The sequence below is a fragment of the Zavarzinia sp. genome, from assembly GCF_041650655.1.
Taxonomy (GTDB): Bacteria; Pseudomonadota; Alphaproteobacteria; order Zavarziniales; family Zavarziniaceae; genus Zavarzinia.
Genome location: NZ_JBAZKR010000008.1, coordinates 1 through 24,566 on the forward strand (window position 1 = coordinate 1; position 24,566 = coordinate 24,566).

General features: G+C 67.9%; 24 protein-coding genes. 18 read left to right on the forward strand and 6 right to left on the reverse strand.

The features are described 5' to 3' along the window. Together WC493_RS02885 and WC493_RS02890 are read right to left on the reverse strand one after the other, a co-directional pair. On the reverse strand, positions 1-671 hold a 671-nt coding region (locus WC493_RS02885; protein ID WP_373062324.1), incomplete at its 3' end, for an ABC transporter ATP-binding protein. Positions 672-789: 118 nt separating this feature from the next. Further along, on the reverse strand, positions 790-1,227 hold the full coding sequence (locus WC493_RS02890) for a hypothetical protein (RefSeq protein WP_373062326.1): 438 nt from the start codon (positions 1,225-1,227) through the stop codon (positions 790-792). 388 nt (positions 1,228-1,615) lie between these two features. Between WC493_RS02890 and WC493_RS02895 the strand changes: the two genes are divergently transcribed. The 10 genes from WC493_RS02895 to WC493_RS02940 all read left to right on the forward strand — a co-directional run bounded on the left by WC493_RS02895 (position 1,616) and on the right by WC493_RS02940 (position 12,184). Beyond that, the gene (locus tag WC493_RS02895; RefSeq protein ID WP_373062328.1) at positions 1,616-3,667 is read left to right on the forward strand and encodes a hypothetical protein; all 2,052 of its coding nucleotides are present in this window, start codon (positions 1,616-1,618) and stop codon (positions 3,665-3,667) included. Between the two features lie 85 nt (positions 3,668-3,752). Then, a complete protein-coding gene (locus tag WC493_RS02900) occupies positions 3,753-3,908 on the forward strand; it encodes a hypothetical protein (RefSeq protein WP_373062330.1) in 156 nt (51 codons plus the stop codon). Between the two features lie 476 nt (positions 3,909-4,384). After that, positions 4,385-5,218, forward strand: a complete 834-nt coding sequence (gene cpaB / locus WC493_RS02905) for a Flp pilus assembly protein CpaB (protein WP_373062332.1) — start codon at positions 4,385-4,387, stop codon at positions 5,216-5,218. Next, positions 5,215-6,648: a type II and III secretion system protein family protein gene (locus WC493_RS02910; RefSeq protein ID WP_373062334.1), complete on the forward strand. Its 1,434-nt coding sequence runs from the start codon at positions 5,215-5,217 to the stop codon at positions 6,646-6,648. The genes cpaB and WC493_RS02910 overlap by 4 nt, the downstream gene beginning before the upstream one ends. Further along, positions 6,645-7,913 (forward strand): CpaE family protein, encoded by a 1,269-nt coding sequence (locus WC493_RS02915; protein ID WP_373062336.1) that lies wholly within the window; start codon positions 6,645-6,647, stop codon positions 7,911-7,913. The genes WC493_RS02910 and WC493_RS02915 overlap by 4 nt, the downstream gene beginning before the upstream one ends. Before the next feature lie 17 nt (positions 7,914-7,930). Further along, positions 7,931-9,307, forward strand: coding sequence for a CpaF family protein (locus WC493_RS02920; RefSeq protein ID WP_373062338.1), 1,377 nt, complete (start codon positions 7,931-7,933; stop codon positions 9,305-9,307). 22 nt (positions 9,308-9,329) lie between these two features. Then, positions 9,330-10,253, forward strand: a complete 924-nt coding sequence (locus WC493_RS02925; RefSeq protein ID WP_373062340.1) for a type II secretion system F family protein — start codon at positions 9,330-9,332, stop codon at positions 10,251-10,253. Between the two features lie 19 nt (positions 10,254-10,272). After that, entirely contained in the window at positions 10,273-11,199 is a 927-nt protein-coding gene (locus WC493_RS02930) for a type II secretion system F family protein (RefSeq protein ID WP_373062342.1), read from the forward strand. 2 nt (positions 11,200-11,201) lie between these two features. Further along, complete coding sequence (locus WC493_RS02935) at positions 11,202-11,876, forward strand: tetratricopeptide repeat protein (RefSeq protein ID WP_373062344.1); 675 nt, start codon at positions 11,202-11,204, stop codon at positions 11,874-11,876. Beyond that, positions 11,873-12,184, forward strand: coding sequence for a hypothetical protein (locus WC493_RS02940; protein ID WP_373062346.1), 312 nt, complete (start codon positions 11,873-11,875; stop codon positions 12,182-12,184). Before WC493_RS02935 ends, WC493_RS02940 begins: the two co-directional genes overlap by 4 nt. Before the next feature lie 69 nt (positions 12,185-12,253). Here the strand turns inward: WC493_RS02940 and WC493_RS02945 are convergent, their stop codons facing one another. Next, positions 12,254-12,652, reverse strand: coding sequence for a response regulator (locus WC493_RS02945; protein WP_373062348.1), 399 nt, complete (start codon positions 12,650-12,652; stop codon positions 12,254-12,256). After that, positions 12,649-14,328 carry a sensor histidine kinase gene (locus tag WC493_RS02950; protein ID WP_373062350.1) on the reverse strand — a complete coding sequence of 560 codons (1,680 nt, stop codon included), beginning with the start codon at positions 14,326-14,328 and terminating at the stop codon, positions 12,649-12,651. Before WC493_RS02950 ends, WC493_RS02945 begins: the two co-directional genes overlap by 4 nt. A gap of 513 nt (positions 14,329-14,841) precedes the next feature. Here WC493_RS02950 and WC493_RS02955 point away from each other — a divergent pair. Further along, positions 14,842-15,828, forward strand: coding sequence for a response regulator (locus WC493_RS02955; RefSeq protein ID WP_373062352.1), 987 nt, complete (start codon positions 14,842-14,844; stop codon positions 15,826-15,828). Positions 15,829-15,853: 25 nt separating this feature from the next. Here WC493_RS02955 and WC493_RS02960 read toward each other — a convergent pair whose 3' ends face one another. Further along, positions 15,854-17,251 carry a PLP-dependent aminotransferase family protein gene (locus WC493_RS02960; RefSeq protein WP_373062354.1) on the reverse strand — a complete coding sequence of 466 codons (1,398 nt, stop codon included), beginning with the start codon at positions 17,249-17,251 and terminating at the stop codon, positions 15,854-15,856. Positions 17,252-17,742: 491 nt separating this feature from the next. Here WC493_RS02960 and WC493_RS02965 point away from each other — a divergent pair, with 491 nt between their 5' ends. Genes WC493_RS02965 through WC493_RS02995 form a run of 7 tightly spaced genes read left to right on the forward strand, consistent with a single transcriptional unit; the run spans position 17,743 to position 23,382 of the window. Then, positions 17,743-18,225: an MSMEG_0572/Sll0783 family nitrogen starvation response protein gene (locus tag WC493_RS02965; RefSeq protein ID WP_373062356.1), complete on the forward strand. Its 483-nt coding sequence runs from the start codon at positions 17,743-17,745 to the stop codon at positions 18,223-18,225. A gap of 2 nt (positions 18,226-18,227) precedes the next feature. Continuing rightward, positions 18,228-19,268, forward strand: coding sequence for a Nit6803 family nitrilase (locus WC493_RS02970; protein WP_373062358.1), 1,041 nt, complete (start codon positions 18,228-18,230; stop codon positions 19,266-19,268). Further along, on the forward strand, positions 19,204-20,301 hold the full coding sequence (locus WC493_RS02975) for an MSMEG_0568 family radical SAM protein (protein WP_373062360.1): 1,098 nt from the start codon (positions 19,204-19,206) through the stop codon (positions 20,299-20,301). Before WC493_RS02970 ends, WC493_RS02975 begins: the two co-directional genes overlap by 65 nt. A gap of 4 nt (positions 20,302-20,305) precedes the next feature. Beyond that, positions 20,306-20,848: an MSMEG_0567/Sll0786 family nitrogen starvation N-acetyltransferase gene (locus tag WC493_RS02980; protein WP_373062362.1), complete on the forward strand. Its 543-nt coding sequence runs from the start codon at positions 20,306-20,308 to the stop codon at positions 20,846-20,848. Further along, the gene (locus tag WC493_RS02985; RefSeq protein ID WP_373062364.1) at positions 20,845-21,828 is read left to right on the forward strand and encodes a sll0787 family AIR synthase-like protein; all 984 of its coding nucleotides are present in this window, start codon (positions 20,845-20,847) and stop codon (positions 21,826-21,828) included. The genes WC493_RS02980 and WC493_RS02985 overlap by 4 nt, the downstream gene beginning before the upstream one ends. Continuing rightward, positions 21,821-22,108: an MSMEG_0570 family nitrogen starvation response protein gene (locus WC493_RS02990; RefSeq protein WP_373062366.1), complete on the forward strand. Its 288-nt coding sequence runs from the start codon at positions 21,821-21,823 to the stop codon at positions 22,106-22,108. Before WC493_RS02985 ends, WC493_RS02990 begins: the two co-directional genes overlap by 8 nt. Before the next feature lie 14 nt (positions 22,109-22,122). Next, positions 22,123-23,382, forward strand: a complete 1,260-nt coding sequence (locus WC493_RS02995) for an MSMEG_0569 family flavin-dependent oxidoreductase (RefSeq protein ID WP_373062368.1) — start codon at positions 22,123-22,125, stop codon at positions 23,380-23,382. Here the strand turns inward: WC493_RS02995 and WC493_RS03000 are convergent. Then, positions 23,342-24,565, reverse strand: coding sequence for an MFS transporter (locus WC493_RS03000; RefSeq protein ID WP_373062370.1), 1,224 nt, complete (start codon positions 24,563-24,565; stop codon positions 23,342-23,344). The two genes, WC493_RS02995 and WC493_RS03000, sit on opposite strands and share 41 nt — an antisense overlap. Between the last annotated feature and the right edge of the window lies 1 nt (position 24,566).

The following is a 24,566-nucleotide window of genomic DNA, read 5'->3' on the forward strand; positions in this document are numbered from 1 at the left end:
AGGAACATGACGCGGGAGGAAACGTCCCTGGCGAAGGCCATTTCGTGGGTGACGACGACCATGGTGCGGCCCTCGGCCGCCAAGTCCTGCATCACCTTGAGGACTTCGCCGACCAGTTCGGGATCGAGCGCCGAGGTCGGTTCGTCGAACAGCATGACGGCCGGATTCATGGCCAGCGCCCGGGCGATGGCGACCCGCTGCTGCTGCCCGCCCGAGAGGTGGGCGGGGTAATAGTCGCGCCGTTCGGCGAGGCCGACCTTGGCCAGCAGCGCCTCCGCCTCGGCGATCGCCTCCGCCTTGGGCTTGCCGAGGACGTGGACCGGCGCCTCGATCACATTCTGCAGCACGGTCATGTGGGACCACAGATTGAAGCTCTGGAACACCATGCCGAGCTTGGTGCGGATGCGGTCGACCTGGCGGCTGTCGGCCGGCACGGCGTTGCCGGCGCGGTCCTTCTTCATGCGGATCAATTCGCCTTCGACACGGATCTCGCCCGAGTCAGGGGTTTCCAGCAGGTTGATGCAGCGAAGGAAGGTGCTCTTGCCCGAGCCCGAGGCGCCGATCAGCGAAATCACGTCGCCCTTGACGGCGGTCAGCGAGATACCCTTCAGCACTTCCAGCGCGCCGAAGCGCTTGTGGACCTTGTCCACGGTCAGCGTCGCACCGTCCATGCCCCGCGCAATCCCCTCAACCGTCCTTTGTTGACGTTAGGATGCTTGAGCGGCGGCGCAAAGCCAATTCGGTTGCGTTGCGGGACCGCCGGGTCCGAATGGCGCCGGATCGGAAGCCTCAGGAGAGGTCGAAATTCTCGCCCGCGGAGGCGGTGTCGGTCGAAACCTTGGACATCGCATTCATCATCACGGCGCGCAATTCGCTCACCGAATTCGGATTCTCGATGATGCCGACGACGCGCCGGCGCGAGGAACGCGAGGCGACGCCCTGGCCCTGCTCGTTCAGCATGATGACCGGCGCGCGCGAGCCGAGGCGCACGGCCCCGTCGATCACCACCGAGGACGACCAGCCCTTCAGCTCGGAATCGACCACGATCAGTTCCGGCCAGATGCCCATGATGTGGCGCAGGCCCGAATAGCCGTCGTGCGCAACAGTGACGTTGAAGCCCCACGAGGTCAGATGCTCACGCAGGTGGCGGCTGCGTTCGATGTTGCTGTCGACCAGCAGGACCTGGGGTCCTTGATGTCCGCTGCCTGCCACTGAATGCCCCATCATCACGATGCTTTCCGTCGGCCTGGTCGGCCCCGGTCCCTACCGCCGGACACGCCACCGGGCGTTCGCCGGTGCTGCGCCGAGCCTGCGCTCCGAGTGCAACTTTGGGGATCGGGGGGGCAGGGTCAAGGAACAAAGGAGCCAATTTTCCCCCGATTTCGTGGCTCCCGGGGTTATCTCCGATTTGGGCTCATAAACACAGTTGTCTCGCAAAAAGGATCTAACTCGCATCGAAGTGGATGCGACTAGCGTGTAAGAGGGTCTTCGCAAGCAGAGAAACCATTGCCCTCCGGGCGCCGAGAGAGGCCGGCCAGCCTGGGGACAGAATAGGAAGAGCAACGGTTTGTGATATCTGCGTAGACACTGTCTTGGCTTAAGGGGCTCGACCGAAATGAACAGAAGTGCCGCAATTAAAGCGTTTCTCTTCACCACAACTGCTGCAACTGTACTCTCCGTTGCTGGCCTGGGGTCGGCCCAGGATGCCGTCCCGGTCTCGAGTGATCAGTTCGGCCTCGGCAATCGGGCGGTTGCGGAATCCAACTTCCGCCTCGACCTCTTCGGTGGCGCGGACGAGAACGGTGGCACCTATGGCGGCGCACCCAGCCTGACCATTCCGCTGGGCGACCAGCTCGGCCTGCAGGTCGACGGCGTGGCCGGCGTGACCGCGGACGAGACCGGCTTCGCCGGTGGTGCCGCCCAGCTGTTCTACCGTGACCCGCAGAAGTTCATGGTCGGTGTCGCCGCTGGTGGCGTCTATGTCGACAGCGTGGCGCAATACGGCGTCGCGGCGATCGCCGAATATTATCTCGACAACATCACCCTCGAAGGCCTGGTCGGCTACGAGACGGGCGATGCGATCGAAGGCATCTACGGCCGCGCCGGCCTGTCGGTCTACGCCAATCCCAATCTCCGCCTCGGCGGCGGTGTCAGCTACTCGCGCGGCAACGAGCTGGGCGGCGACGTTCAGGTCGAAGCGCTGCTGACCGACATCCCGGGCATGGCGCTGTTCGCCACCGGCATCTTCGACCAGCAGGGCACCATGGGCCTGGCCGGCGTGCGCTTCTACATGAATTCCGGCACCAACCTGCTGACCACCGACCGCACCAAGCAGCAGTCGGAGCCGACCCTGATCGACATGCATCGCCACCTGAACCGGCCGAACTTCCTGTTCTCGGCGGGCTCGGGCTTCGGCATCCGGCAGATCAGCCTGATCGGCGGCGCGCTCAATGGGCGGGACGGTTTCGGCGACGTGATCGGCGGCCCGTCCGATCCGCGCAACCCGAACAATCCCAACAACCCCAACAACCCCAACAACCCCAACAACCCGACCAGCCAGTGCGGCAGCAACGGCCTGATCTGCTCGGTCGAGGACGTCCTGAACAACCTGACGGACAACACCATCCTGCAGCCGGTCACCGACCTGGTCGACGCCCTGCTGAACCCGAACGACGGTGCCCTGAGCGCGCTGACCGGCGCCCTCGACCAGCTCACCTCCAGCACCGGCGGCGCCCTCGGGCCCCTGACCGACCTGGTGAACGGCCTGGTCAACACGCAGAACCAGGCGCTCGAGCCGCTGATCTCGTCGCTCAACCAGATCCTGTCCGGCCTGACCGGCGGGCTCACCAACAGCGACATCGCCGGCGGCCTGCTGGGCGGCCTGACCGGCAACAGCACGAGCTCGATCACCGGCAACGGCCTGATCGACACGGTGCAGGGCACGGTGAACAACCTGCTGGGCGGCACGCCGCTCTCGGGCGTCGCCGATCTGGTGAACGGCTTGGTCAACCCGACCACCGGCGCCCTCTCGGCCCTGACCGGCCCGCTCAATGACGTCACCACCGTGAGCACCGGCCCGCTCGGCCCGGTGACCCAGCTGGTCGATGGCCTGGCTGGTGCCCAGAACGGCGTGCTGGACCCGGTGCTCGACGCCGTGAACGGCCTGCTCGGCGGCACCGCCGGCACCACCAATCCGGCCGCGGCACTGGCCGACATTCCGGTAGTGGGCGACCTGCTGAGCGGCCTGCTGGGCGGCTTGACCAGCATCGGCGGCGGCGCCAGCGCCTCGGCGTCGGCCACCGGCGGCCTGATCGACACCGTCCAGGGCACGGTCGACAACCTGCTGGGCAATACCGCGCTGGCCGGCGTCGGCCAGCTCGTCAACACCCTGGTCGACCCGACGACGGGTGCGCTCGCCGCCCTGACCAGCCCGCTGAACGACGTCACCTCGTCGACCGGCCCGCTGGCGCCGGTGACCGCCCTGGTCGACGGCCTGGTCGGCGCCCAGAACGGCGCTCTCGACCCGGTGCTGGACGGCGTGAACGACCTGCTCTCGGGCCTGACCACGATCGGCAACAGCAACCCGGACGCGCTCGCGGCCGTGGGTGACATCCCGGTCCTGGGCAATCTGCTGCAAGGCCTGCTCGGCGGCATCGCCGGGGCCTGATCCCCAACGGGCCGCGGCCGGCTTTGCCAGGCCGCGGCCTTTCGTCTAAGGTGGAGAAAATCCACCGAACGCATGGAACGAAACCATGGCCCCCCGTCTCAACCGAATCCTCTCCCTGGTCGCGGTGGTCGCCCTCGTCGCCGGGCTCGGAGCCTGCGGCGCACGCTTCGGCGGCAGCGCCAGCGGCAGCAGCGGCCGCGGCACGACCGCGACCGGCGGCCTTTCGATCCCCTTCCCCTGATCCGGCCCCCGAGCCTTTTCTTCGTCCCGCCGGGTGCCCGTCGCTCCGACACCCGGATTGCCCGGAACCTCGCGTTCCGCGAGCCAGAAGGTCCCGGCCGCCCGGATGCCTCTCCCGGGCGGCGCCCCCCGCACAGACGAGTCACCGCCGCCCGTCGGCGGTATTTGCAGCCCTCGCTAAACCTACCAATTCGTTGGGAATTTTCCCCCGGCGAGGGCGATATTCGGTTCTGTCTCGCGCCACTTCGATTATAGTTGGCCAAGAAACACGGCAGGGGGCGAGACCATGACATTTCTGCAAAAGTTTCGCGCCTGACGGTTTCGCAAACGAAGCCTTTACCAAATTGCGCCAGATTGGCGTGACATGGGCGGGCCGGCCAGGGGAACGCAGGTTGTCCTGCCGATCGCAGATTTCTGAGTCAGGGGCGCAGTCCGATGGGACGATCTAAGTTTCGTTTGGTTCTCGGTGTGGTGCTCGTGGCGATCGCCGTCGGCCTCATCGTGTTCGGCGTCGTGTCGATGCGCAGGCCGCCGCCGCCCGCACCCGGTCAGCCGGCTGCCGAGCGGCACGACCTGATCTCGATCGTCGTCGCCGCCAAGGACATCGGCCGCGGCGAGAAGATCGACGCGACCAAGCTCGCCACGCTGAAGATCGAAGGCCCGGCCCCGGTCGGCTCCCTCTCCGATCCGCGCTCGGCGGTCGACGCGGTGGCGCTGAGCGCGATGCCGGCCGGCCAGATCGTGCTGCAGAGCGTGATCCTCGCCCCGGGCGACAAGACCAAGCCCGGCCTCTCGGTGCTGATCCCGGACGGGATGCGGGCGGTGGCGCTCCGCGTCAACGACGAGATCGCGGTCGGCAATTTCCTCCGGGCCGACGACCTCGTGGACATCCAGCTCGTGCTCGCCAATACCGCCCTCGGCCCGGCCGAAGATGCGAACGGCGGAGAGCGGCGCGAATCCCGTGTCGTGCTGCAGGCCCTGCGCGTCCTTTCGGTCGGCGAGGCGCTGACCGAAGAACAGGGCGACAAGGCGATCCGGATGCAGAACCTGACCGTCGCCGTGACGCCGGAGCAGGCCCTGGTCCTGGCCGTGGCCAAGAATTCGGGCTCCTTCTACATCGCGCTGCGCAATCCGGTCGACACGAAGGAAGACGAAGTGAAGCCGGTCCGTCTCGAGGATCTGGTGGGCGCCGTACGCCCGGAGACGACCACTTCGGCCAGCGGCGGAACGCTGCCGGCGCCGGCGGTGGTCGCGCCGCGGCAGATTGAAGTCATTCTTGGGGCCAACACGGGCAAGCAGGCGGTGCCATGAGTAAGACGACGACGTTCCAGGGGCCCGAAACCATGCCCATCCCCGATTGCTCCCCGCGCAGGAGCGCCCTGCGCGCCGCCCGGCGCTTCGCCCTGGCGAGCGTGGCCGCCAGCGCCCTCGTCCTGGTCGGCCCCGGCACGGAGGGCGTCGGCCCGACCCCGGCCGCCGCCGCGGACTATGTCAACAAGCCGGCGATCACGGTCCAGGAAGGGGTGCAGACTCCGCTCTCCCTGTCGGCCCCGATCGAGCGGGTGGCGATCGGCGATCCCGCCACGCTGACCGGCCGCGTGGTCGGCCCGACCGACATCCTGCTGCTCGGCCTTAAACCCGGCCGCACCAATCTGATCGTCTGGGAAGTGGGCGGCGAACACGCCTATATCTACCCCGTCGTGGTGCCGCTCTCGACCGCGGACGTGGCCCGCGACCTGCACGACGATCCCGAACTCTCCGGCGTCAAGATCGACTCGTCCGGCGGCAAGGTGGCGCTCAAGGGCACGGTGCCCTCGAACGAGGCCCATGCCCGCCTGCTGCACATCGTCTCGCGCTATTTCCCCGACGGCGTGAACGATCAGGTGCGCGTCCTCCAGCAGCAGATGGTCAGCGTCGAGATCAAGTTCGCCGCCCTCTCGGCGACCACGCTGAAGCGTCTCGGCTTCGACTTCCGCTCGGGCTCGGGCACCAGCTTCGAATATGCCGTGGCCGGCCCGGGTGCCGAGCTGACCGGCGACATCGCCGGCGTCTCGGCCGTGTCGGATGCGCTCAACGTGCTGCTGCGCCTGCCGGGCTCGGACCTGACCGCGGTGCTGGGCATCCTGGACGGCGTGAAGCTGGCCCAGATCCTGGCCGAGCCGACCCTCCTGGTGCGTTCGGGCGAAACCGCCGAATTCATCGCCGGCGGCGAAATCCCGATCCCCGTGCCGCAGGACAATTCGGGCACGGTGACCATCGAGTACAAGGAATTCGGTATCCGCCTGAAGGTCTCGGCCACCGTGCTGAGCCCGAGCCGGATCCTGCTCAACCTTGCGCCCGAAGTCTCCGACCTCGACTACGGCAAGGCCGTGACCATCCAGGGCACGGAAGTGCCGGGCATCACGCGGCGGGGCGCCTCGACCACGCTCGAGCTCGGCAACGGCCAGAGCTTCGTGCTCGCCGGCCTGATGTCGTCGAACAAGTCGGACTCGGACTCGGCGGTGCCGGTGCTGGGCGACATTCCGATCCTGGGCGCCTTCTTCAAGCGCCAGTTGGCCACCCACGAACAGCAGGAGCTGATCATCGTGGCGACGCCGCGCCTGGTCTCGCCGATGGACTCGCGCTCGCTCCCGCCGCTGCCCGGCGACGATCTCGAGAATTACAGCCCCTCGACGGGGGACATGCTGGTCGGCCGCAACCGCCTGCGTGATGTGCTGCCGCAATATGGGTTGATGCCATGACCTCCGAACGTCGCGCCATACTCGTTGTTTCCAGCGACGAAGACTTTGCGGAACGGGTCACCTCCGCGCTGTTCTCGCGTTGCACCATCGTCCGCGGCCTGCCGCAGCTCGAGACTCTGCGCGGTCTGATCGAGACGACCGGTGTCGAGGCGATCATCGTCGATCTCGACGACGTCGCCTGGGACGGCCGCAACATCACCGAGCTGATCGTCGCCCTGAAGGCCGAGCAGCCGGCCATGCCGATCGTGGTCGCCAGCTACAACATCTCGGCGACCTCGCTGATCCCGGCCATGCGCGCCGGCGCCAACGACGTGATCGACAAGGATTTCGCGGCCGACGACCTGATCGCCCAGATGGACTGGCTGCTGCAGTCCAGGCCGGCCAAGCGGGGCAGCCATTCGGCGCGCATCGTCGCGGTGATGGCGCCCCGGCCGGGCGCCGGCGCCACCTCGATCGCGGTCGCCATGGCGGTCGAACTGGCCAGGCGTTCCGGGGCGAGCGAGCGCGTGCTGCTGCTCGACCTCGGCTATCCGCCCTCGGAGTCGGTCGACCTTCTCGGCATCAAGGCGTCCTATTTCATGACCGACGCCCTGGGTGACCTCGGCCGGCTCGACCAGACGCTGATCGAGGGTGCCTTCGCCCAGGTGAAGTCGCCGCGCCTCTTCGTGCTGCCGCTCGCGGTCGACGACGAGAACGCCCAGGTCGCGGCGGCGGGCGATCTGTCCCAGCTCGTCGACGTGCTGCGCTCCTATTTCACCGCCATCGTGATCGACGTGAACCGGCCGCTGGCGCCGCGCGTGGCCGACCGCCTGTTCCTCGACGCCAATGCCTCGATCCTCGTGGTCGACCAGTCGATGACCACGGTCCATGCCGCCGCCACCATGCTGGACCGCATGCGCCGCGCCATCAACAAGGACCCGGAGTTCACCCTGGTCGTTTCGCGTCACGTGCCGCGCCTGCGCCCGACGGTCGAAGAAGTGACGAGCGCCCTGCGCGCCAAGGGCCGGCCGCTGGTCGTCCCCGAAGATCGTCTCTATGTCGACGGCCAGCGCAATCTCGGCACCGCGTTGACGGCCGACGCCGGCAATCCCTATGCCCGCGCCGTGCGCGCCATCGTGGACTCCACCATAGCGGGCGGCGGCGGTACCGGCGCGGTTCCGGCCGGTGCGGCGTCGTCGGTCGCCGCCAATGCGGCGCGCCTGGCGAGCGGTGGGGCCGGCGGCATTCTTTCGCGCCTCGGCATCGGCCGGGCCGGTTCCCGTTGAACCCGAGGAGTTGAGTGATGCGTGAAACGGCCGGACCTGGCATCGGATCGCCGCTCGGCACTGCCGCCTTCCCGACCAACCTGCCGGGTGCCCGGGCGGAGGGCGAGATCTACACCTCGCCGCTCTACCAGGAACTGAAGTTCCGGGCCCTCACCATCGTTCACGACTATCTGGAAAAGCGCGGCTTCACGCCCGACAAGGCGAATGCCGAAGTGGTGCGCAGCGAGATTTCGCGCGCCATCTCGGTGGTCGTCGCCGGTGCCGGCGTGGCCCTCAACGCGGCCGAGCGCGAACGCCTGCTCGACGACGTCTTCTTCGAGATCGTCGGCCTCGGCCCGCTCGAGCCCCTGCTGGCCGACACCACGGTGGACGACATCATCGTCAACGGCCCGAACCGCGTCTATGTCGAGCGCGGCGGCGTGCTGGAACGGGTGACCACCCGCTTCCGCGACGACGCCCACCTGATGAACATCATCCAGCGCATCGTCAGCCCGATCGGCCGCCGCGTGGACGAGGCCTCGCCCTTCGTCGACGCCCGCCTGAAGGACGGCAGCCGCGTCAACATCGTGATCCCGCCGATCGCCCTCGACGGCGCCACGGTCTCGATCCGTAAGTTCAAGCGCATCCCGCTCAAGATCCACGACCTGATCCGCTCGGGTGCGATCAGCGAGGAGATGGTGGACTATCTGGCGGCCTGCGTCCGGGCGCGCCTGAACATCCTGATCTCGGGCGGTACCGGCTCGGGCAAGACCACCCTGCTCAACATCCTGTCGGGCTATATTTCGCCGACCGAGCGCATCGTCACGATCGAAGACGCGGCCGAGCTGCAGCTCCGCCAGTCCCACGTTGTCCGCCTGGAAACCCGGCCCCCCTCGGCGGACGGTACGCCCGAGATCACGGCGCGCGACCTGGTGCGCAACGCGCTGCGTATGCGGCCGGACCGCATCATCCTCGGCGAAATCCGCGGCGGCGAGGCGGTCGAAATGGTCCAGGCCATGACCACCGGCCACGATGGTTCGATGGCGACGCTGCACGCCAACTCGCCGCAGGACGCCATGGGCCGCCTGGAGCTGCTGCTCAGCTTCGGCGGCATGAAGGCCGACGTCGGCACGGTGCGGCGCCAGATCACTTCGGCCGTGCAGGTCATCGTGCAGGTCCAACGCCTGTCCATGGGCGCCCGCAAGGTGATCTCGATCGCCGAGGTGGTGGGCATGGAAGGCGAGACGATCGTGCAGAACGAACGTTTCCGCTACCGCGACAATCCCACGGCGCCGGGCCAGGGCACTTTCTCCATGGTGACCCGCCATTCCGCCTTCGCGGAGCGCCTGGCCTCGGTCGGCGGCGTGGTGCGCGCGGGCGGCGGCTCCGGCGTCCGCTTCGAGCCGCGGTCGTGAGCCAGAGCGGGGACCGCATGCCATGATCGCCATCGGCTTCGCGCTTCTCTTTGCCGTCGCGGCGGGCTACGTCATCGACCGCTATGTCGAGGACTGGCGGACCGACCAGGACTATCACAAGCGCCTGGCCGAACTCGGCCGCTCGGTCGGCGTCGCCACCGACATCGACTTCGACCTGCCCGAGACGGAACGCCTGATGGGGCGCCTGATGATGTCCTCCTCGGGCATCACCCGGCGCCTGCTCCAGGCCGACTGGCACGTGACGCCGCAGCGCTTCGTCGCTTTTCTGGCCGGCCTCTTCGTCGTCGTGGTCGCGGCGATCTTCTTTCTCGGCCTGTTCGGGGGCTTCGCCGCCGGCCTCGGCTACGTCGGCGTCGCCTATCAGCGCCTGTCGTCCGCGGCCGACCACAAGGTGAACTCCTTCCTCGAGGAACTGCCGAATTTCCTGGAACGCCTGCGCCAGCTCATCACCACCGGCAACAGCCAGGCCCAGGCCTTCGACAAGGCCCTGGTCTATTCGGGTGACGCCGTGCGCTGCTATCTCGATCCCGTGGCGCTCCGCCTCAAGATCGGCGTGCCGCTGCCCGATGCGCTGCGCGTCCAGTCGCAGCGCCTCGCGATCGCCGAACTCGGCATGCTGGCCATGGTGGTGCGCACCAATCTCCGCTATGGCGGCAATCTCGGCTATATCCTCGAGCATCTGGCGCGCGTGTTGCGTGACCGCATCCGGGTGCGCGGCGAATTCCGCGCCCTGTCGTCGGAGCTGCGCTCGACCGCCTTCGTCATGGTGTCGATCCCACCCCTGGTCGGCCTCGCCATCATGCTGCTCAATCCTACCTACCTCGACTATTTCGCCAAGGAAGGTCAATATTTGCTCGGTATCGCTCTGGGGCTCGAAGTGCTCGGCATCGTCGTCATGCGCCGCCTGATGCGGGTCGATTACTGAGCGGCCGGGGGAAATCGTGATGCCCTATACTCTGTCCACCACGCTCGAGATCGTCGGTGCGCTGCTGCTGCTCTTCATCGGCGGCAACGTGCTGGTCGAAGAGGCGCGGCGTATCGGCGAGACGCGCCGCCTGCGCGCCCGCCTGACCGACTTCAGCCGCCACGACAGCCTGATCGAGGACGAGGAATCACAAGGTGGTTTCTTCGAGACGGTGGGCCGGGCGACCACCCACAGCCCCGCGACCATCGCCGAATTCGAACGGATCATGCGTTCAACCGGGCGTTACGACCCCGGGGCGCCCTATTGGCTGGCCGGCATGCGCCTGATCGGCGGCATCGTGCTCGGCGTGATCGGGCTGGCCGCCGGCTATGTCCTGCGGACGCCGAACGACGCCCTGATCGCGGCGCTGGTCGGTTTCGCCCTCGGCTATTTCGGCCCGCGCTACTATATGAGCACGATCGCCAAGGCGCGGCGCAAGCGCATGGAGCGCGAACTGCCCTTCCTGATCGACATGCTGCTGCTGCTGGTCCGGTCCGGCGCCTCGATCGAACAGTCCTTCCGCCACCTGACTCAGGAAGAGGCGGACGGCCTCGGCACCATCAAGACGACGATCGATCGTCTGGTCGCCGACATCGACCAGGGCAAGGGTTACGAGGTTTCGTTGCAGCGTTGGGGCGCGCGCCTGGCGATCGACGAGGGGCGGGAATTCTCCGCCCTGCTGATCCAATCGCTGGCCTATGGTACCGAATTGACCGCCGCCCTGAAGGTCTTTTCCGAAACCCTGATCGAGCGGCGCATGAACGGTGCCCGCGCCGCCATCGGCATGAAGATGACGCAGCTGACCGTGGTCATGATGATCTTCATGCTGCCGCCGCTGCTCATCGTCATCGCCGGTCCCGCGGTGTCGCGCCTGATCGAAGGGCTGAGCCGGGTCGGGGGCGGTTGATCATGATCGTGTCGCGCCGCATGGCCGGCCTTCTCGTCGGCCTCGCCGCCGCCCTCGGGGCTTCCGGCTGCAAATCGATGTCGGGTCCCGCCATGAATGTCTCGGGCGAACAGGCGCAGACGCCGACCGCCCAGGAGGATCAGGTCTTTCTCGCCCTGATCCGGGGCATGAACGAGAAGGGCCAGTCGCAGGCCGCCCTCGCCTTCCTCGACGACTATCTGAAGCGCCATCCCGGCAACGCCGAAGCGCTGACCCTGCAGGGCGAAGCCCTTCTGCGCACCAACCAGCTCGACAAGGCCGAGCAGGTCTATCTGGCCCTCGACCGGCGCCGGATCCAGCCCGCCGCCGCCTTCGGCCTGGGCCAGGTGCGGGCGCAATACAACGATTGGAAGGGGGCCGCGCCGCAATATGCCCGCGCCGCCCAGACCGCGCCGACCGACCCGCGGGTCCTGAACAATTACGGTTTCGCCTTGCTGAAGACCGGCGATTTCGCCACCGCCTACGACGTGCTGTCGCGCGCGGCCCAGCTTGCCGGGGAGAATTCCCAGGTCCGAACCAACCTTGCCATAGCCGCCCTGAACAGCGGGCACGACGACAAGGTCACCGCCATCCTCAGTCCCTTGCCGGCCGGCGAACGCGATGCCGCCCTGGCCTTTGCCCGGAGTTGGAAGCCATGACCCTGAAACGATCCGTCCTCGCCGCCCTCGGCTTGGCGCTGGCCGTCGCCGCCGCCGATGCCGCCCTGGCGCAGCAGACCCTCAACAGCTACGGCCAGCCCGGCGCCGCGCCGGCCCAACCGCCCTTCGCCCGCGTCCGCGCCATGCTGCAGGCCCAATACGCCGCGACCCCGTCGCGCACCACGGCAAATGGCGACGAGTCCCAGAAGATGTACGAAGGCTACCTGGCCTCGATCGGCAAGGGCGGCGCCGGTCCCGCGATCGGCAAGCTCAGCGACATGACTTCGTCGGGCACGACCTCGAAGTGAATTCTCGTCGATCATCTTGCGGCCGAGCGCCCACGGGTGCTCGGCCTCGATGGCCGACCCTGTCCCTGCTCAGTGGCCCGGCTTGGCCAAGCTGTCGATCACCCGGCGGCAGATGTCGAAGCTGAGCGGCTTGTTCAGCACGATCGGGGCGAGACCCCGGTGCGAGGCTGCCTCGGCCACCAGTTCCGGATTTCCGCTCATCAGGACCACTTGTTCGGTATGGCGCAGCAGGGTCATGATCTCGGCAGCGCGCACGCCGCCCAGCTGCGGCATTCCGACGTCCATCAGAACGACGTCCGGCCGCTGCTCGCGTGCCATTTCGACCGCTTCGATGCCGTTCGCGGCCTGCAGCACGCGATAACCCACCCGCTCGAACAGCTCGGCGAGCTCGCTCCGCAAATCATAGTCGTCGTCGACGACCAGAAGGGTCGGCCGCCTAGGCTCGGGTAACGGCTGGCTTGCACTCATGGCGCACCGACCGGCGCTTCTTCCACATAGGCCGGAATCTCGAGCCGGAACACGGCCCCTGCCGATTCGTTGCGCGCACTGATGCTGCCGCCCATGTCGATCATCAGCGTCCGACAGATCGAAAGCCCGAGGCCGGTGCCGGAGCCGACTTCCTTCAGGGTGAAGAAGGCGTCGAAGATACGATTCATGACGTCGGGCGGAATGCCGCCGCCGGTATCCGACACTTCGACCTGGATCCGGTCCGAGGTGCCGTCGTCATAGACGGAAATATGGATCTCGCCCCGGGTCGGCTCGTTGCGGCTCTTGGCCGCGTCGGCGATGGCGTCCCGGGCGTTGACCACGAGGTTGAGGAAGACCTGCTGCAGGGAGACCGGATTGGCCCGGAGCGGCCGGCAATAGGACGGTGCATGGCAATAGAGGGCGATGCCCCGGTTGCGCAGGCTGCCTTCCGTCAGGTGGCGGATATTGTCCATGATCTCGATGACCGAGACCGGGCGGAGCCCCAGGGTGCGGCGGTCGGGATGGGCGAGCGTGCGGATGGCGCCGATGATCTCGCCGGCCCGGAGCGCCTGGTCATGGATGCGGTCGAGTTTGCTGATCACGATCGCCTGTTCCGCGGTGCCGACGGAATTGTTGCGCTCGTTCTCGGTCTCGATCGCCAGTTTGGCGTTCTTCACCGCCATGGCGATGACCGAGAGCGGCTGGCTGATCTCATGGGCGATCACGGTCATCAGCTCGCCGAGCGTGGCCAGCTTGGCGGTGTTGATCAGCACGTTCTTCTGCTCGTCGACCTGGAACGCCTGGGTCGCGATCAGCGACAGGCGCTGCATCAGGGCGAGCTGGGACGGCTCGAAATAGCCCGGCGTCCGGTGCAGGGCGACCAGCATGGCGGCTTCGCTGCCGATCGTCAGCGGCGCCACCAGGGCGGTGCGGAAACGTTCGCGGATGATGTCCGGGAAGTCAGGCCACTCACGCGTGGCGGCGAGGTCGGCGACCACCAGGGCCTCGCCCATCAGGGCGGCGTCGATCACCTCGCCGAGGGGCCAGCGCAGGCCGGTCAGAGCCGGATCGGTGGCGACCACGGTGAGCAATTCGTCGCGCGTGCGCCGGCGCACCACCAGCGCCTCGTCGAAACGCAACAGACGCGAGAACAGATTGAACAGGTCAGCGCATTTGTCGGCCAGCGGGCTCGGCTGGATCAGGGCGCGCAGCGAGGCGAGCAGGACGTCCGCCTCCTCGCGCAGGCGCATTTCGCGGTTGCGGTTGGCTTCCGCCCGCTCCAGCAGCTCGACCAGTTCGCCGCGGTGCTGCTCGTCGAAGGGCCGGCCGCTCCAAACCTTGCCGACGCCGACATAACCGCCGTCGCCGCCCGGGCTGCCGGTGAGGGTGAAATTGACCACCGCACCGTCGCGCTGGGAAAAGCTCAGCGCGACGTCGCGCATCGGCGCCTTGCGATTCAGGAGGGCGCTGATCGCCACCCCCTGGGCGGGATAGAGCGTGCGCTGCGCCAGGCGGTCCAGGCGGGCCCCGCGCAGCAATTGGATCACCGCCGGATCGCATCCGACGTCGAGCGGCGAAATCTCGTCGACCCGAAGGTCGGGACCGGCACGCCAGGTGAAATCCGCGGCGAGGCTGAGAAGATCGGGAAGCGGCACGACATCCGCAGCATTGGCCATGGTCAAAGCTCCACCGTGGAGCAGTTGACGACCGGCGAATTCACCCGAGCTTGGCCTCGTGTCGATTGGTACACTGCACTGCCCCTTTTTGCGCTCGTTGGTCACCCCACGACGTCGCCACCTCACCATTCCGCCAAACTGCGAGGCACGACATCCTCACCGGTGGCGATCTGCCATCGGCGGGCATTCTCATGCTCTGCCGCAGGTTATTGAAAGTTGGTGAATGCGGCGTAAATTTCTCCCGCAACGGCGCTTCATGAAATTACAGTGTCTGCAACGGCCTGTCGCGCGAATCACTCTGGATCGGTTCAATTTGCTATTTGTTTACGGTAGATGGGATAAACCAGACCCATTGGCGCCAGGCGGTGCGCCGGTATAGCGAGGGTGGTTGAATTCGCTTCCATTCCGCTTGTATTCGAGCATAAAGGTTGCATGTCCGCCCAGTTGGGGGAGGTGGGTTTGCCGATGACTCCGAGTCAGAATCGTTCGCAGGCGATTGCAACGCCAATTTACGTGATCGACGACGATGCCTCGATTGTCGAGGAAGTGGGGGATTTCCTGAAGCTCAAGGGCTTCGTGGTCCATGCCTTCTCCATTCCCGAAGACGCGCTGCAGACCATGTTGGGCGAGACCGAGCCCTTCCTGCTGGTCACCGACATGCAGATGCCGGGCCTTTCCGGCCTCGACCTCGTGCGCGAGCTGCGCCATTTCGGCGGCGCCCCGCGCGTGTTCGAGACGATCCTGTTTTCTGCCTTCGCCGACCTCGACCGCGCCATCAATGCGCTGAAGCTCGGCGTGCTCGACTTTCTGGTAAAGCCGGTCGATCTCGACCAGCTCGTCGCCGCGATTCACCGCGCGTCCGATGCGCTCGACCAGCGCCGCGACGTGAAGCCGAACGACCGCGATCTCTCCGCGCAATTGGCCGAGACCCTGGCCAAGGCCAAGGAACTGACCTCGACGATCGAAAACGCCGCCGTACGGTTGTCGCGTGAGGCAGTGCCGACGCCGACGGCCCCGGGCGTGCGCCCCTCCGTCGTACCGCCCCCGATCCAGCCCGCGCCCCAGCCGGTCCATCGCCTGGTGGTCAATCCGCCGCGCGCTCTGCCCGGCCAGGCCCCGGAAGAGAGCGAGATGCTGCACCGGATCAAGGCGCTGCAGGCCGCCCGCCGGTTCCGCGACAAGCTGCTGCCGAGCTGCGTCGACGGCGACGCCAACTGGGAAATCCTGCTCTATCTGATCGAACAGTCGCTGCTGCACCGGGTCGTCTCGGTGACCAGCGCCTGCCACGCGACGACGCTGCCTTCGACCACGGCGATGCGCAAGATCGACGAGCTGGTCTCGACCGGCTGGCTGCAGAAGCGGCCCGATCCGTCGGACCGCCGCCGCACCCTGATCGCACCGACCGACCTCTGCCGCGACCGTATGCGCAACTACCTGCTGGGCCTGCCGGTCAACATCGGCACACCGGGCTTCGAATCACCCGTCCCCGCCCTGGCCTGACCGACCCGGGCCTGACCGACCGCCCTCAGATGACGCTGGCGGTCGCCGCCGGCGCCGGGTGATTCATGGCGTCGGCGACGAATTCGAGCGCCCGGCGCACGCCCTCCCGGTCGACCGTGCCGCCCAGGCAGATGCGTACCGCCTCCGGCGCCGTCCGCGACACCGCGAAAGCGTCGGAGCCGACCACGCCGATCCCGGAATTCCGCATCTGACCGGCGAAGGCCGCCCGGCTCCAGGGCGGCGGCAGTTCGACCCAGACATGGAAACCCTCGGGGTCGGCCAGATAGCTGCCGGCGGGCAGGATTTCGCGGGCCAGGGCCTGCCGCGCGCGTGATTCGGCGCGCACCGCGTTCAGCATGTCCTCGGCCGTGCCGTTGCCGATCCAATGGGTGGCGAGCGCCACCGTGATCGGCGAGGCCATCACCGTCGCCGCCCGCAGCGCCGAGGCGAGCGGCCACACACTGCGCACGTCCGGCGCCACCAGATAGGCGACGCGAAGCCCGGCCCCCAGGCTCTTGGCCAAGCCCTGGACATAATAGGTGATCTCGGGCGCCAAGGCGGCGAAGGCGGGCGGCGGCGAGACCGGCACGCAGCCATAGGCATCGTCCTCGACGATCTTGACGCCGAAACGCCGCGCGATCGCGATCAAGGCATGGCGCCGACGCAGCGAAATGGTCGCCGAAGTCGGATTGAGCAGGGTCGGATTGCAGTAGAGCGCCTTGGGCGGCTGGCGCCGGCACAGGTCCTCGAAGGCTTCGGCCGAAATGCCCTCGCCGTCCATCGGCAGGCCGACCAGATTGAGTCCGAGCTGGGCCGAGATCGCCCGCGCGCCGGGATAGGTCAGATCCTCGCAGGCGATCGTGTCGCCGGCCCGCGCAATGGTCGACAGGATCGCCAGCAGCGCCGAATGGGCGCCGGGGCAGATCAACAGGCGATCCGGCGTCACCTCGAGCCGATGGCGCGCCAGCCAGGCGACCGCCGCCTCCTTGTCCTGCGGCGTGCCGCCGAAGCCCTGGTAGCGCAGGAGCGCGGTCAGGTCGGCGCCGACCTCGGCCAGGCCCCGGCGCATGCGCTCGACCAGGGCGGGGTCCTCCGGATCGGGCGGCAGATTCATGGTCAGATCGACGATGTCGATCGGGCGCGCCGGCCGGGGCGCCGCCACCGGCACGATGGTGCGCACATAGGAACCGGCGCCGACCTTGGATTCGATCAGGCCGCGGCGCTGGGCCTCGACATAGGCGCGGGCGACAGTGGTGAAATTGAGCCCGAGCTGGGCCGCCAGCACGCGCTGCGGCGGCAGACGGTCGTTGGGTGCCAGCCTGCCCGCCCGCATGTCCGTCTCGATCGCATCGGCGATGGCGATGTAGTGCGGGCGCGTCGTCTTGCCGATATGCGGGATCCAGCCGACCAGCTTGCGGGGCATTCCTCGACCTGTTGCGATTGAATGCAGTCAATCTTGCGATTTGCCATTGATTGACTGCATGCGAGAGTCAGTGCAAGAGCCCCAGCCCGTCCGGTGGCAACCGGCGGCACGGTGTCCTGTCCTTTCTATTAAACGCCCGGTCCCCGGTCTGTGCAAGCGGACGGCGCTGCATCGCGGCAGGCGGGAATTCCCCAGGCAGCGCCCGGGTTTTCCGTTGCCGCGGCCAATTTCAGGGTGCCCGCGGGCCTCGTGGCCGCTTCTCGAATGCTTTCAAGAATGATGAAAAACAATGCAAAATGCTGCCCAAGCGTGAAGCAGCGCCCAAAGAGCGAGCAGGATGCATTGCCGTGAACTTGCGTCATTGACCGGATTCATTGACTGCATCGCGACGAATCTGACTGGCGATTGTGCAGAAACTTGACTGGCACGCCGTTTGCAATTCCAGACCCGACACCAAGCGGTGATCGACCACGGCAAACGGGAGAGATGTAATGCCTCAAGTATCCACGCCGGCCCATGCCAAGGGCGACTTCTTCGTCGACTACGAAGAGAAGGTATTCGAGGACGTGAAGGCCAAGCCCGGGGAGAAAGCCCTGGTCACCTTCCACACCGTCGCCTTCGAAGGCTCGATCGGCCTCGTCAACCTGCTGCAGGCGACCCGCCTCCTGCGCAAGGGTTTCGAGACCTCGGTCCTGCTCTATGGCCCGGGCGTGACGCTGGGCATCCAGCGCGGCTTCCCCACGCTGGGCGACGAAGCCTTCCCCGGCCATCTGGCGATGAACAACCAGCTCGTCAAATTCATGGGCGAGGGCGGCAAGGTCTATGCCTGCCGCTTCGCGCTCCAGGCGCTCTACGGCCACGGCGAACCGTCGCTGATCCCCGGCATCCGGCCGATCAACCCGCTCGACGTGATGGATCTGATCCTGCTCCATCGCCGCGACAACGCCTTCATCGTCAATACCTGGACGCTCTGACCATGGCCGCGGATGGACAGGTGCGGGCGGCGGCGGTGCAGATCGCACCCGATCTCGACCGGCCCGAGCGGACGGTCGAAAGGGTCTGCAACGCGATCGCCGAGGCCGCGGGCAAGGGGGCGCAATTCGTCGTCTTCCCCGAAACCTTCGTGCCCTATTACCCCTATTTCTCCTTCGTCCATCCGCCCATGACCACGGGGCCGGAGCACCTGCGCCTGTATCATCACGCGGTACAGGTGCCCGGCCCGGTGACCCAGGCGGTGGCGGCCACCGCCGCCGCCCATCGCATCGTGGTCGTGCTGGGCATCAACGAGCGCGACCACGGCTCGCTCTACAACGCGCAACTGATCTTCGACGCCGACGGCGAGATGGTGCTGAAGCGCCGCAAGATCACGCCGACCTATCACGAGCGCATGATCTGGGGTCAGGGCGACGGCGCCGGTCTCGCGGTGGTGCAGACCGCGGTCGGCCGGGTCGGCGCGCTCGCCTGCTGGGAGCATTACAACCCGCTGGCCCGCTACGCCCTGATGGCCCAGCACGAGGAGATCCATGCGAGCCAGTTTCCGGGCTCCATGGTCGGCCCCGTCTTCGGCGAGCAGATGGAGGTGACGATCCGCCATCACGCCCTCGAATCCGGCTGTTTCGTGGTCAATGCCACCGGCTGGCTGAGCGATGAGCAGATCGCCAAGATCGCAGCCGAGCCCGCCCTTCAGAAGGGGCTGCGCGGGGGCTGCTGCACGGCGATCGTCTCGCCCGAGGGCAAGCACTTGGCGCCGCCGCTGACCGAGGGTGAGGGCATCCTGATCGCCGACCTCGACATGGGCCTCATTCTGAAGCGCAAGCGGATGATGGACTCGGTCGGCCATTACGCCAGGCCCGATCTCCTCTCGCTTCATGTCGACAACCGGCCGGCCCGCATGGTGGTGCCGGCCCTCTCCGCCCCCGTTCCGGGTTCCCTCCTGCCTGGGAGCAGCACCGATGAAACCGACGACGTCGCAAACGCTGATTACCGAGTTGCAGTCTTTCGGGGTGCGGCTGGCTGACCCGATCGCCGGTGCGCCGTCGAGACGTGGCGGCGCCGGGCCTTCGGACCACAAGGCCATGACCGTGGACGGCCGCACCGTCATGGTGCCGGTCCATACCGCCGCCGCCTTCGCCTCGCCCTATGTCGCCGAACGGCCGGGCGCTGATGGGACGTCGGTGATCACGCGGGACGGCATCGCCGTGGGCGAGGTCAGCTTCCCCTTCCAGCCGCGCTTCTATGCCTTGCAGACGCTGGACGGCATACCCTATTCCAAGATCGCCACCCTGCACGGCCGCGACGTGCTGGCGACCACCGTGTTGCAGACCTGCATCCGCTATCAGAGCCGGACCAAGTCCTGCCAGTTCTGCTCGATCGGCCAATCCCTCGCCGCCGGCCGCACCATCGCGGAAAAGAGCCCGGCGCAACTGGCCGAAGTGGCCCGCGCCGCCGTGTTGCTGGACGGGGTCAAGCACATGGTCATGACCACGGGCACGCCCGCCGGCAGCGACCGCGGTGCCGCCGTGCTGGCCGATTGCGCCTTTGCGGTGAAAGCCGCCGTCGAGCTGCCGATCCAGGCCCAATGCGAGCCGCCGGACGACGATGCCTGGTTCGCCCGCATGAAGGCCGCCGGGGTCGACGCCCTCGGCATGCATCTCGAAGTGGTCGGCGAGGATCTGCGCCGCCAGATCATGCCGGGCAAGGCGCAGGTTCCCGTATCGCGCTATCTCGACGCCTTCCGGGCCGCCGTGCCGGTATTCGGCCGGGGCCAGGTCTCGACCTATATCCTGGCCGGGCTCGGCGACAGCAAGGAAGAGATCCTGGAGCTTTCGGCCCGGCTGATCGAGATCGGCGTCTACCCCTTCGTGGTGCCCTTCGTGCCGATCTCGGGCACGCCGCTCGAAGACCATCCGGCCCCCTCGCCCGCCTTCATGCGCGAACTGCTGGCCCCCCTCGGCGCCATGCTGAAGGCGGGCGGTCTCCGTTCCTCCGAGATCAAGGCGGGCTGCGGCAAATGCGGCGCCTGTTCCGCCCTCTCCGCCTTCGAGGAGTGAGCCCATGCTGCTCGAACCGGTCCTGCCCTATGTCGCCGGCGAGGCGCGGGTGAAATTCGCCACCGAAGCCTGGGAGGTGGAGGATGCCATGGCGCTGCGCCGCCAGGTCTTCTGTCGCGAGCAGAAGGTCTTCGCAGGCCACGACCGGGACGAGACGGATGCCCGCGCCATCACCCTGGTGGCGCTGGCGCCGATCTTCGGTGTCGCCGACCAGGTGGTCGGCACCGTCCGCATCCACGAGGATGCGCCGGGGCACTGGGCCGGTTCGCGCCTCGCCGTCGAACCCGCCTGGCGCCGGCTCGGCGCCCTCGGCACCGCCTTGATCCGCCTCGCCGTCTCCTCGGCGACGGCGCGCGGCTGCAACCGCTTCACCGCCCATGTCCAGGCCCAGAACGCGACCCTGTTCCACCGCCTGCATTGGGCGACCCTGGCGGAAGAGACCTGCCACGGCCTGCCGCATCATTTCATGGAAGCCGACCTCGCCCACTACCCGCCCTTCGCCGAGGGCCCGCGCGGCTTCACCGTGCTGATCCGGAGGGAGCGGTGAATCTCCCCGATCTCGCCCGCCACCTGGCCACCGCCCGCGGCCTCGGCCACAAGCGCGACATCGACGCGGTGGTGGCCGGCCTCGGGCTCGGCGCCGCCCCGGTCGCGGTGGGCGACGATTGCGCCGCCATCCCGGACGGCGACGGTTACCTGCTTTTCGCCATCGAAGGCTTCATGGCCGATTTCGTCGCCGCCCTGCCCTGGTTCGCCGGCTATTGCGGCGTCATGGTCAATGTCTCGGACATCGCGGCCATGGGCGGCCGGCCGATCGCCGTGGTCGACGCCCTGTGGAGCCGGGCTGCCGCCTCGGCCGGGCCGATCCTGAACGGGCTCGCCGCCGGCAGTGCCGCCTATGGCGTGCCCATCGTGGGCGGCCATTCCAACACCCGGAACCCTGGCGGCGAACAGCTCTCGGTCGCCGTGCTCGGCCGGGCCAGGACATTGCTGACCTCCTTCGATGCCGAGCCGGGCGACGTGCTGCTGGCGGCGATCGACCTGCGCGGCGGCTTCCGCGACCCCCATCCCTTCTGGGATGCCTCGAGCGGCAGCCCGCCCGCCCGGCTCCGCGCCGATATCGAGATCCTGCCCCAACTCGCCGAATCCGGCCTCGCCCATGCCGCCAAGGATATTTCCATGGCCGGCACCGTGGGCACCGCCCTCATGCTGCTCGAATGTTCGGGCATCGGGGCGACCCTCGACGTCACCAAGGTGCCCCGTCCCGAGGGTATGGCGCTCGACCGCTGGTTCACCGCCTTCCCGAGCTACGGCTTCATCCTCGCCGCCAAGCCCGACAAGGCGGATGCGACCATCGCCGCCTTCGCCGCCCGCGGCATCGCCTGCGCCGCGATCGGCACAGCCGACGCCAGCCGCCGCCTCACCCTCGCCGACGGGCGCCAGTCCGTCACCTTCTGGGATTTCGCCGACCAGCCGCTGATCGGCTGCGGCCCTTCGACCGGCCCGGGAGGCCGCACCCATGCCTGAGATGTGGTTCAGGCTCCGCTGGCCCGACGGCCGGCAGGAGACCTGCTATTCGCCCTCGACCGCGATCGCCGACTATTTCGAACCCGGCGCCCGCTATCCCCTGGCCGAATTCCTGGAGCGCAGCCGCGCCGGCCTGGGGGCCGCCAGCGAGCGCGTGCGCGCCCGCTACGGCATGCCGTGCTCGCGGGCGCTGGGCCAGCTCGCCCGCATCGAAGAAGCCGCCAAACGTTACACCGACGCGCCGGAGGCCGTGGTCACGGTCGAAGGCATCGAGCCCTGAAGGACCGAGACACCATGAACGCCCCCCTGACCCATTATCCCGTCCTCGTCGTCGGCGGCGGCCAGGCCGCCCTCTCGATCTCCTATTATCTGAAGGCCCGCGGCATCGACCATCTGCTGTTCGAAAAGAACCGCCGGGGTCACGCCTGGGCGACCGAACGCTGGGACAATTTCTGCCTGGTCACGCCCAATTGGCAGTGCCAGCTCCCGGGCTTTCCCTATCCCGGCAACGATCCCTTCGGCTTCATGAAGAAGGACGAGATTCTCGGCTATCTGAACGCCTATATCGACCTCGTGCAGCCGCCGCTCAAGGAAGGTGTCGCGGTCACCGCGCTGACCCGGCGGGACGATGGGCGTTTCCTGGTCGAGACGACCGACGGCGCTTACACGGCCGACCAGGTGGTGGTCGCGGTCGGTGGCTATCACATTCCCAATATCCCGCGCGCCGCGGAACGCCTGCCATCACCGATCGTGCAGGTCCATTCCTCGCGCTACCGCAGCGCCGCCGCCCTGCCGCCCGGCGCCGTGCTCGTCGTCGGTTCCGGCCAGTCGGGCTGCCAGATCGCCGAGGACCTGCACCTCGAAGGCCGCCAGGTCCATCTCGCCACCGGCTCCGCCCCGCGCGCGCCGCGCAAATATCGCGGCCGCGACGTCGTCGAATGGCAGCACGACATGGGCCATTACGATATGCCCGTCGACCAGCACCCCCAGGGCGAGAAGGTGCGCGGCAAGGCCAATCACTATATGACCGGGCGCGACGGCGGGCGCGAGATCGACCTCCGCAAATTCGCTCTTCAGGGCATGAAGCTGCACGGCCGCCTGAAAGGGATCGACGGTGCCCACGTCAGCTTCGCCGACGATCTCGCCGCCAATCTCGATGCGGCCGATGCCACCTATGTCCGCATCCGCGAAGGCGTGGACGCCTATATCGCCGCCAAGGGTATCGAGGCGCCGGTGGAGCCGCCCTATGTTCCCTGCTGGCAGCCGGACGATCCGGGCCTCGACCTCGACCTCGCGGCCGAGAATGTCACCAGCGTGATCTGGGCGACCGGCTTCCGCTCGGATTTCTCGTGGCTCGGCGTGCCCTGTTTCGACGGCCGCGGCTATCCCACCCACAAGCGCGGGGTGAGCGCCGTGCCGGGGCTCTATTTCCTCGGCCTGCCCTGGCTCTACACCTGGGGTTCGGGGCGTTTCTCGGGCATCGCCCGCGATGCCGGCTTCGTCGCCGACCGCATCACGGAACGTCTCGGCGCGCCGCTTCGCCAGGCGGGCTGACCGCCCGGGCGGCGGCACCCAGGGCGGCGAGCGCCAGCAGCGCGGCCAGCAGGAAGGCGGCGCCGGGAAACTGCAGCGGCCCCGGGCTCGCGAAATGGCCGAAGGTCCAGGCCCCGATCGGTGGCCCGAAGACCGAGGCGAGCCCGGTCACGCCCGATATCGTGCCCTGGAGCAGGCCCTGTTCCGTCGCCTCGACCCCGGTCGAGAGCACGGCCTGGGCCGCCGGCCCGCTCGCCATGGCGAGGGGCACGAAGACCAGGGTGGCATAGAGCTGCCAATCCGCCCTGACGAAGGCCAGCGCCAGGCAGAAGAAGACGGTGGCGGCGAGCCCGGCGAGCAGGGTCTTGCGCGGCCCGAAACGGCCGATCAGCTTCGGCCCGACCAGCGCCTGGGCCAGGATGGCGACGATGCCGAGGGCGCCGAGCGAGACGCCGACTTCCCGCGGACCCCAGCCCAGCGCCACGTCGGTGAACAGCACCCAAGTCGCCTGCAACCCCGATTGCGCCAGCATGAACAGGAAGACCGCGCCGAACAGCCCGGCCACCACGCGCGAACGGCGCCAGGCCATGAGCCCGGCGAAGGGATTGAGGGCGTGAATATCCAGCGCTTTCCGCCGGTCGCGGCCCAGGCTCTCCGGCAAGACGAACAGACCATAGAGGAAATTGGCCGCGGTCAGCCCGGCCGCCGCCCAGAAAGGCACCCGCGGCCCGAGATCGCCGAGCAGGCCGCCGATCGCCGGCCCCGAGACGAAGCCGATGCCGAAGACGGCACCCGCCACGGCGAAGGCGGTGCCGCGCTTCTCGGCCGGCGTGACGTCGGCGACATAGGCCGCCGCCGTCGCAGCACTGCCGCCGCACAGCCCGGCCACCGCCCGCGCCGCGAGGAGCAGCCACAGGCTGCCCGCCAGCGCCGCTACCACTTGGTCGACGGCGGCGCCGGCCAGCGCCACCAGGATCACCGGCCGGCGCCCGAAACGGTCCGACAGCCGGCCGATCAGGGGCGAGAAGAGGAACAGGCAAGCCGCATAGGCGGCCTGGATCGTGCCGAAGGCCGCCGCCCCCGCCGCGGCATCGCCGCCCGAAAGCTCGGCCACCAGATGCGGCAGCACGGGCGCCAGCATCCCGAAGCCCATGGCGTCGAGGAAGATGGTGACCAGGATGAAGCGGACGGCACTGTTGGGCATG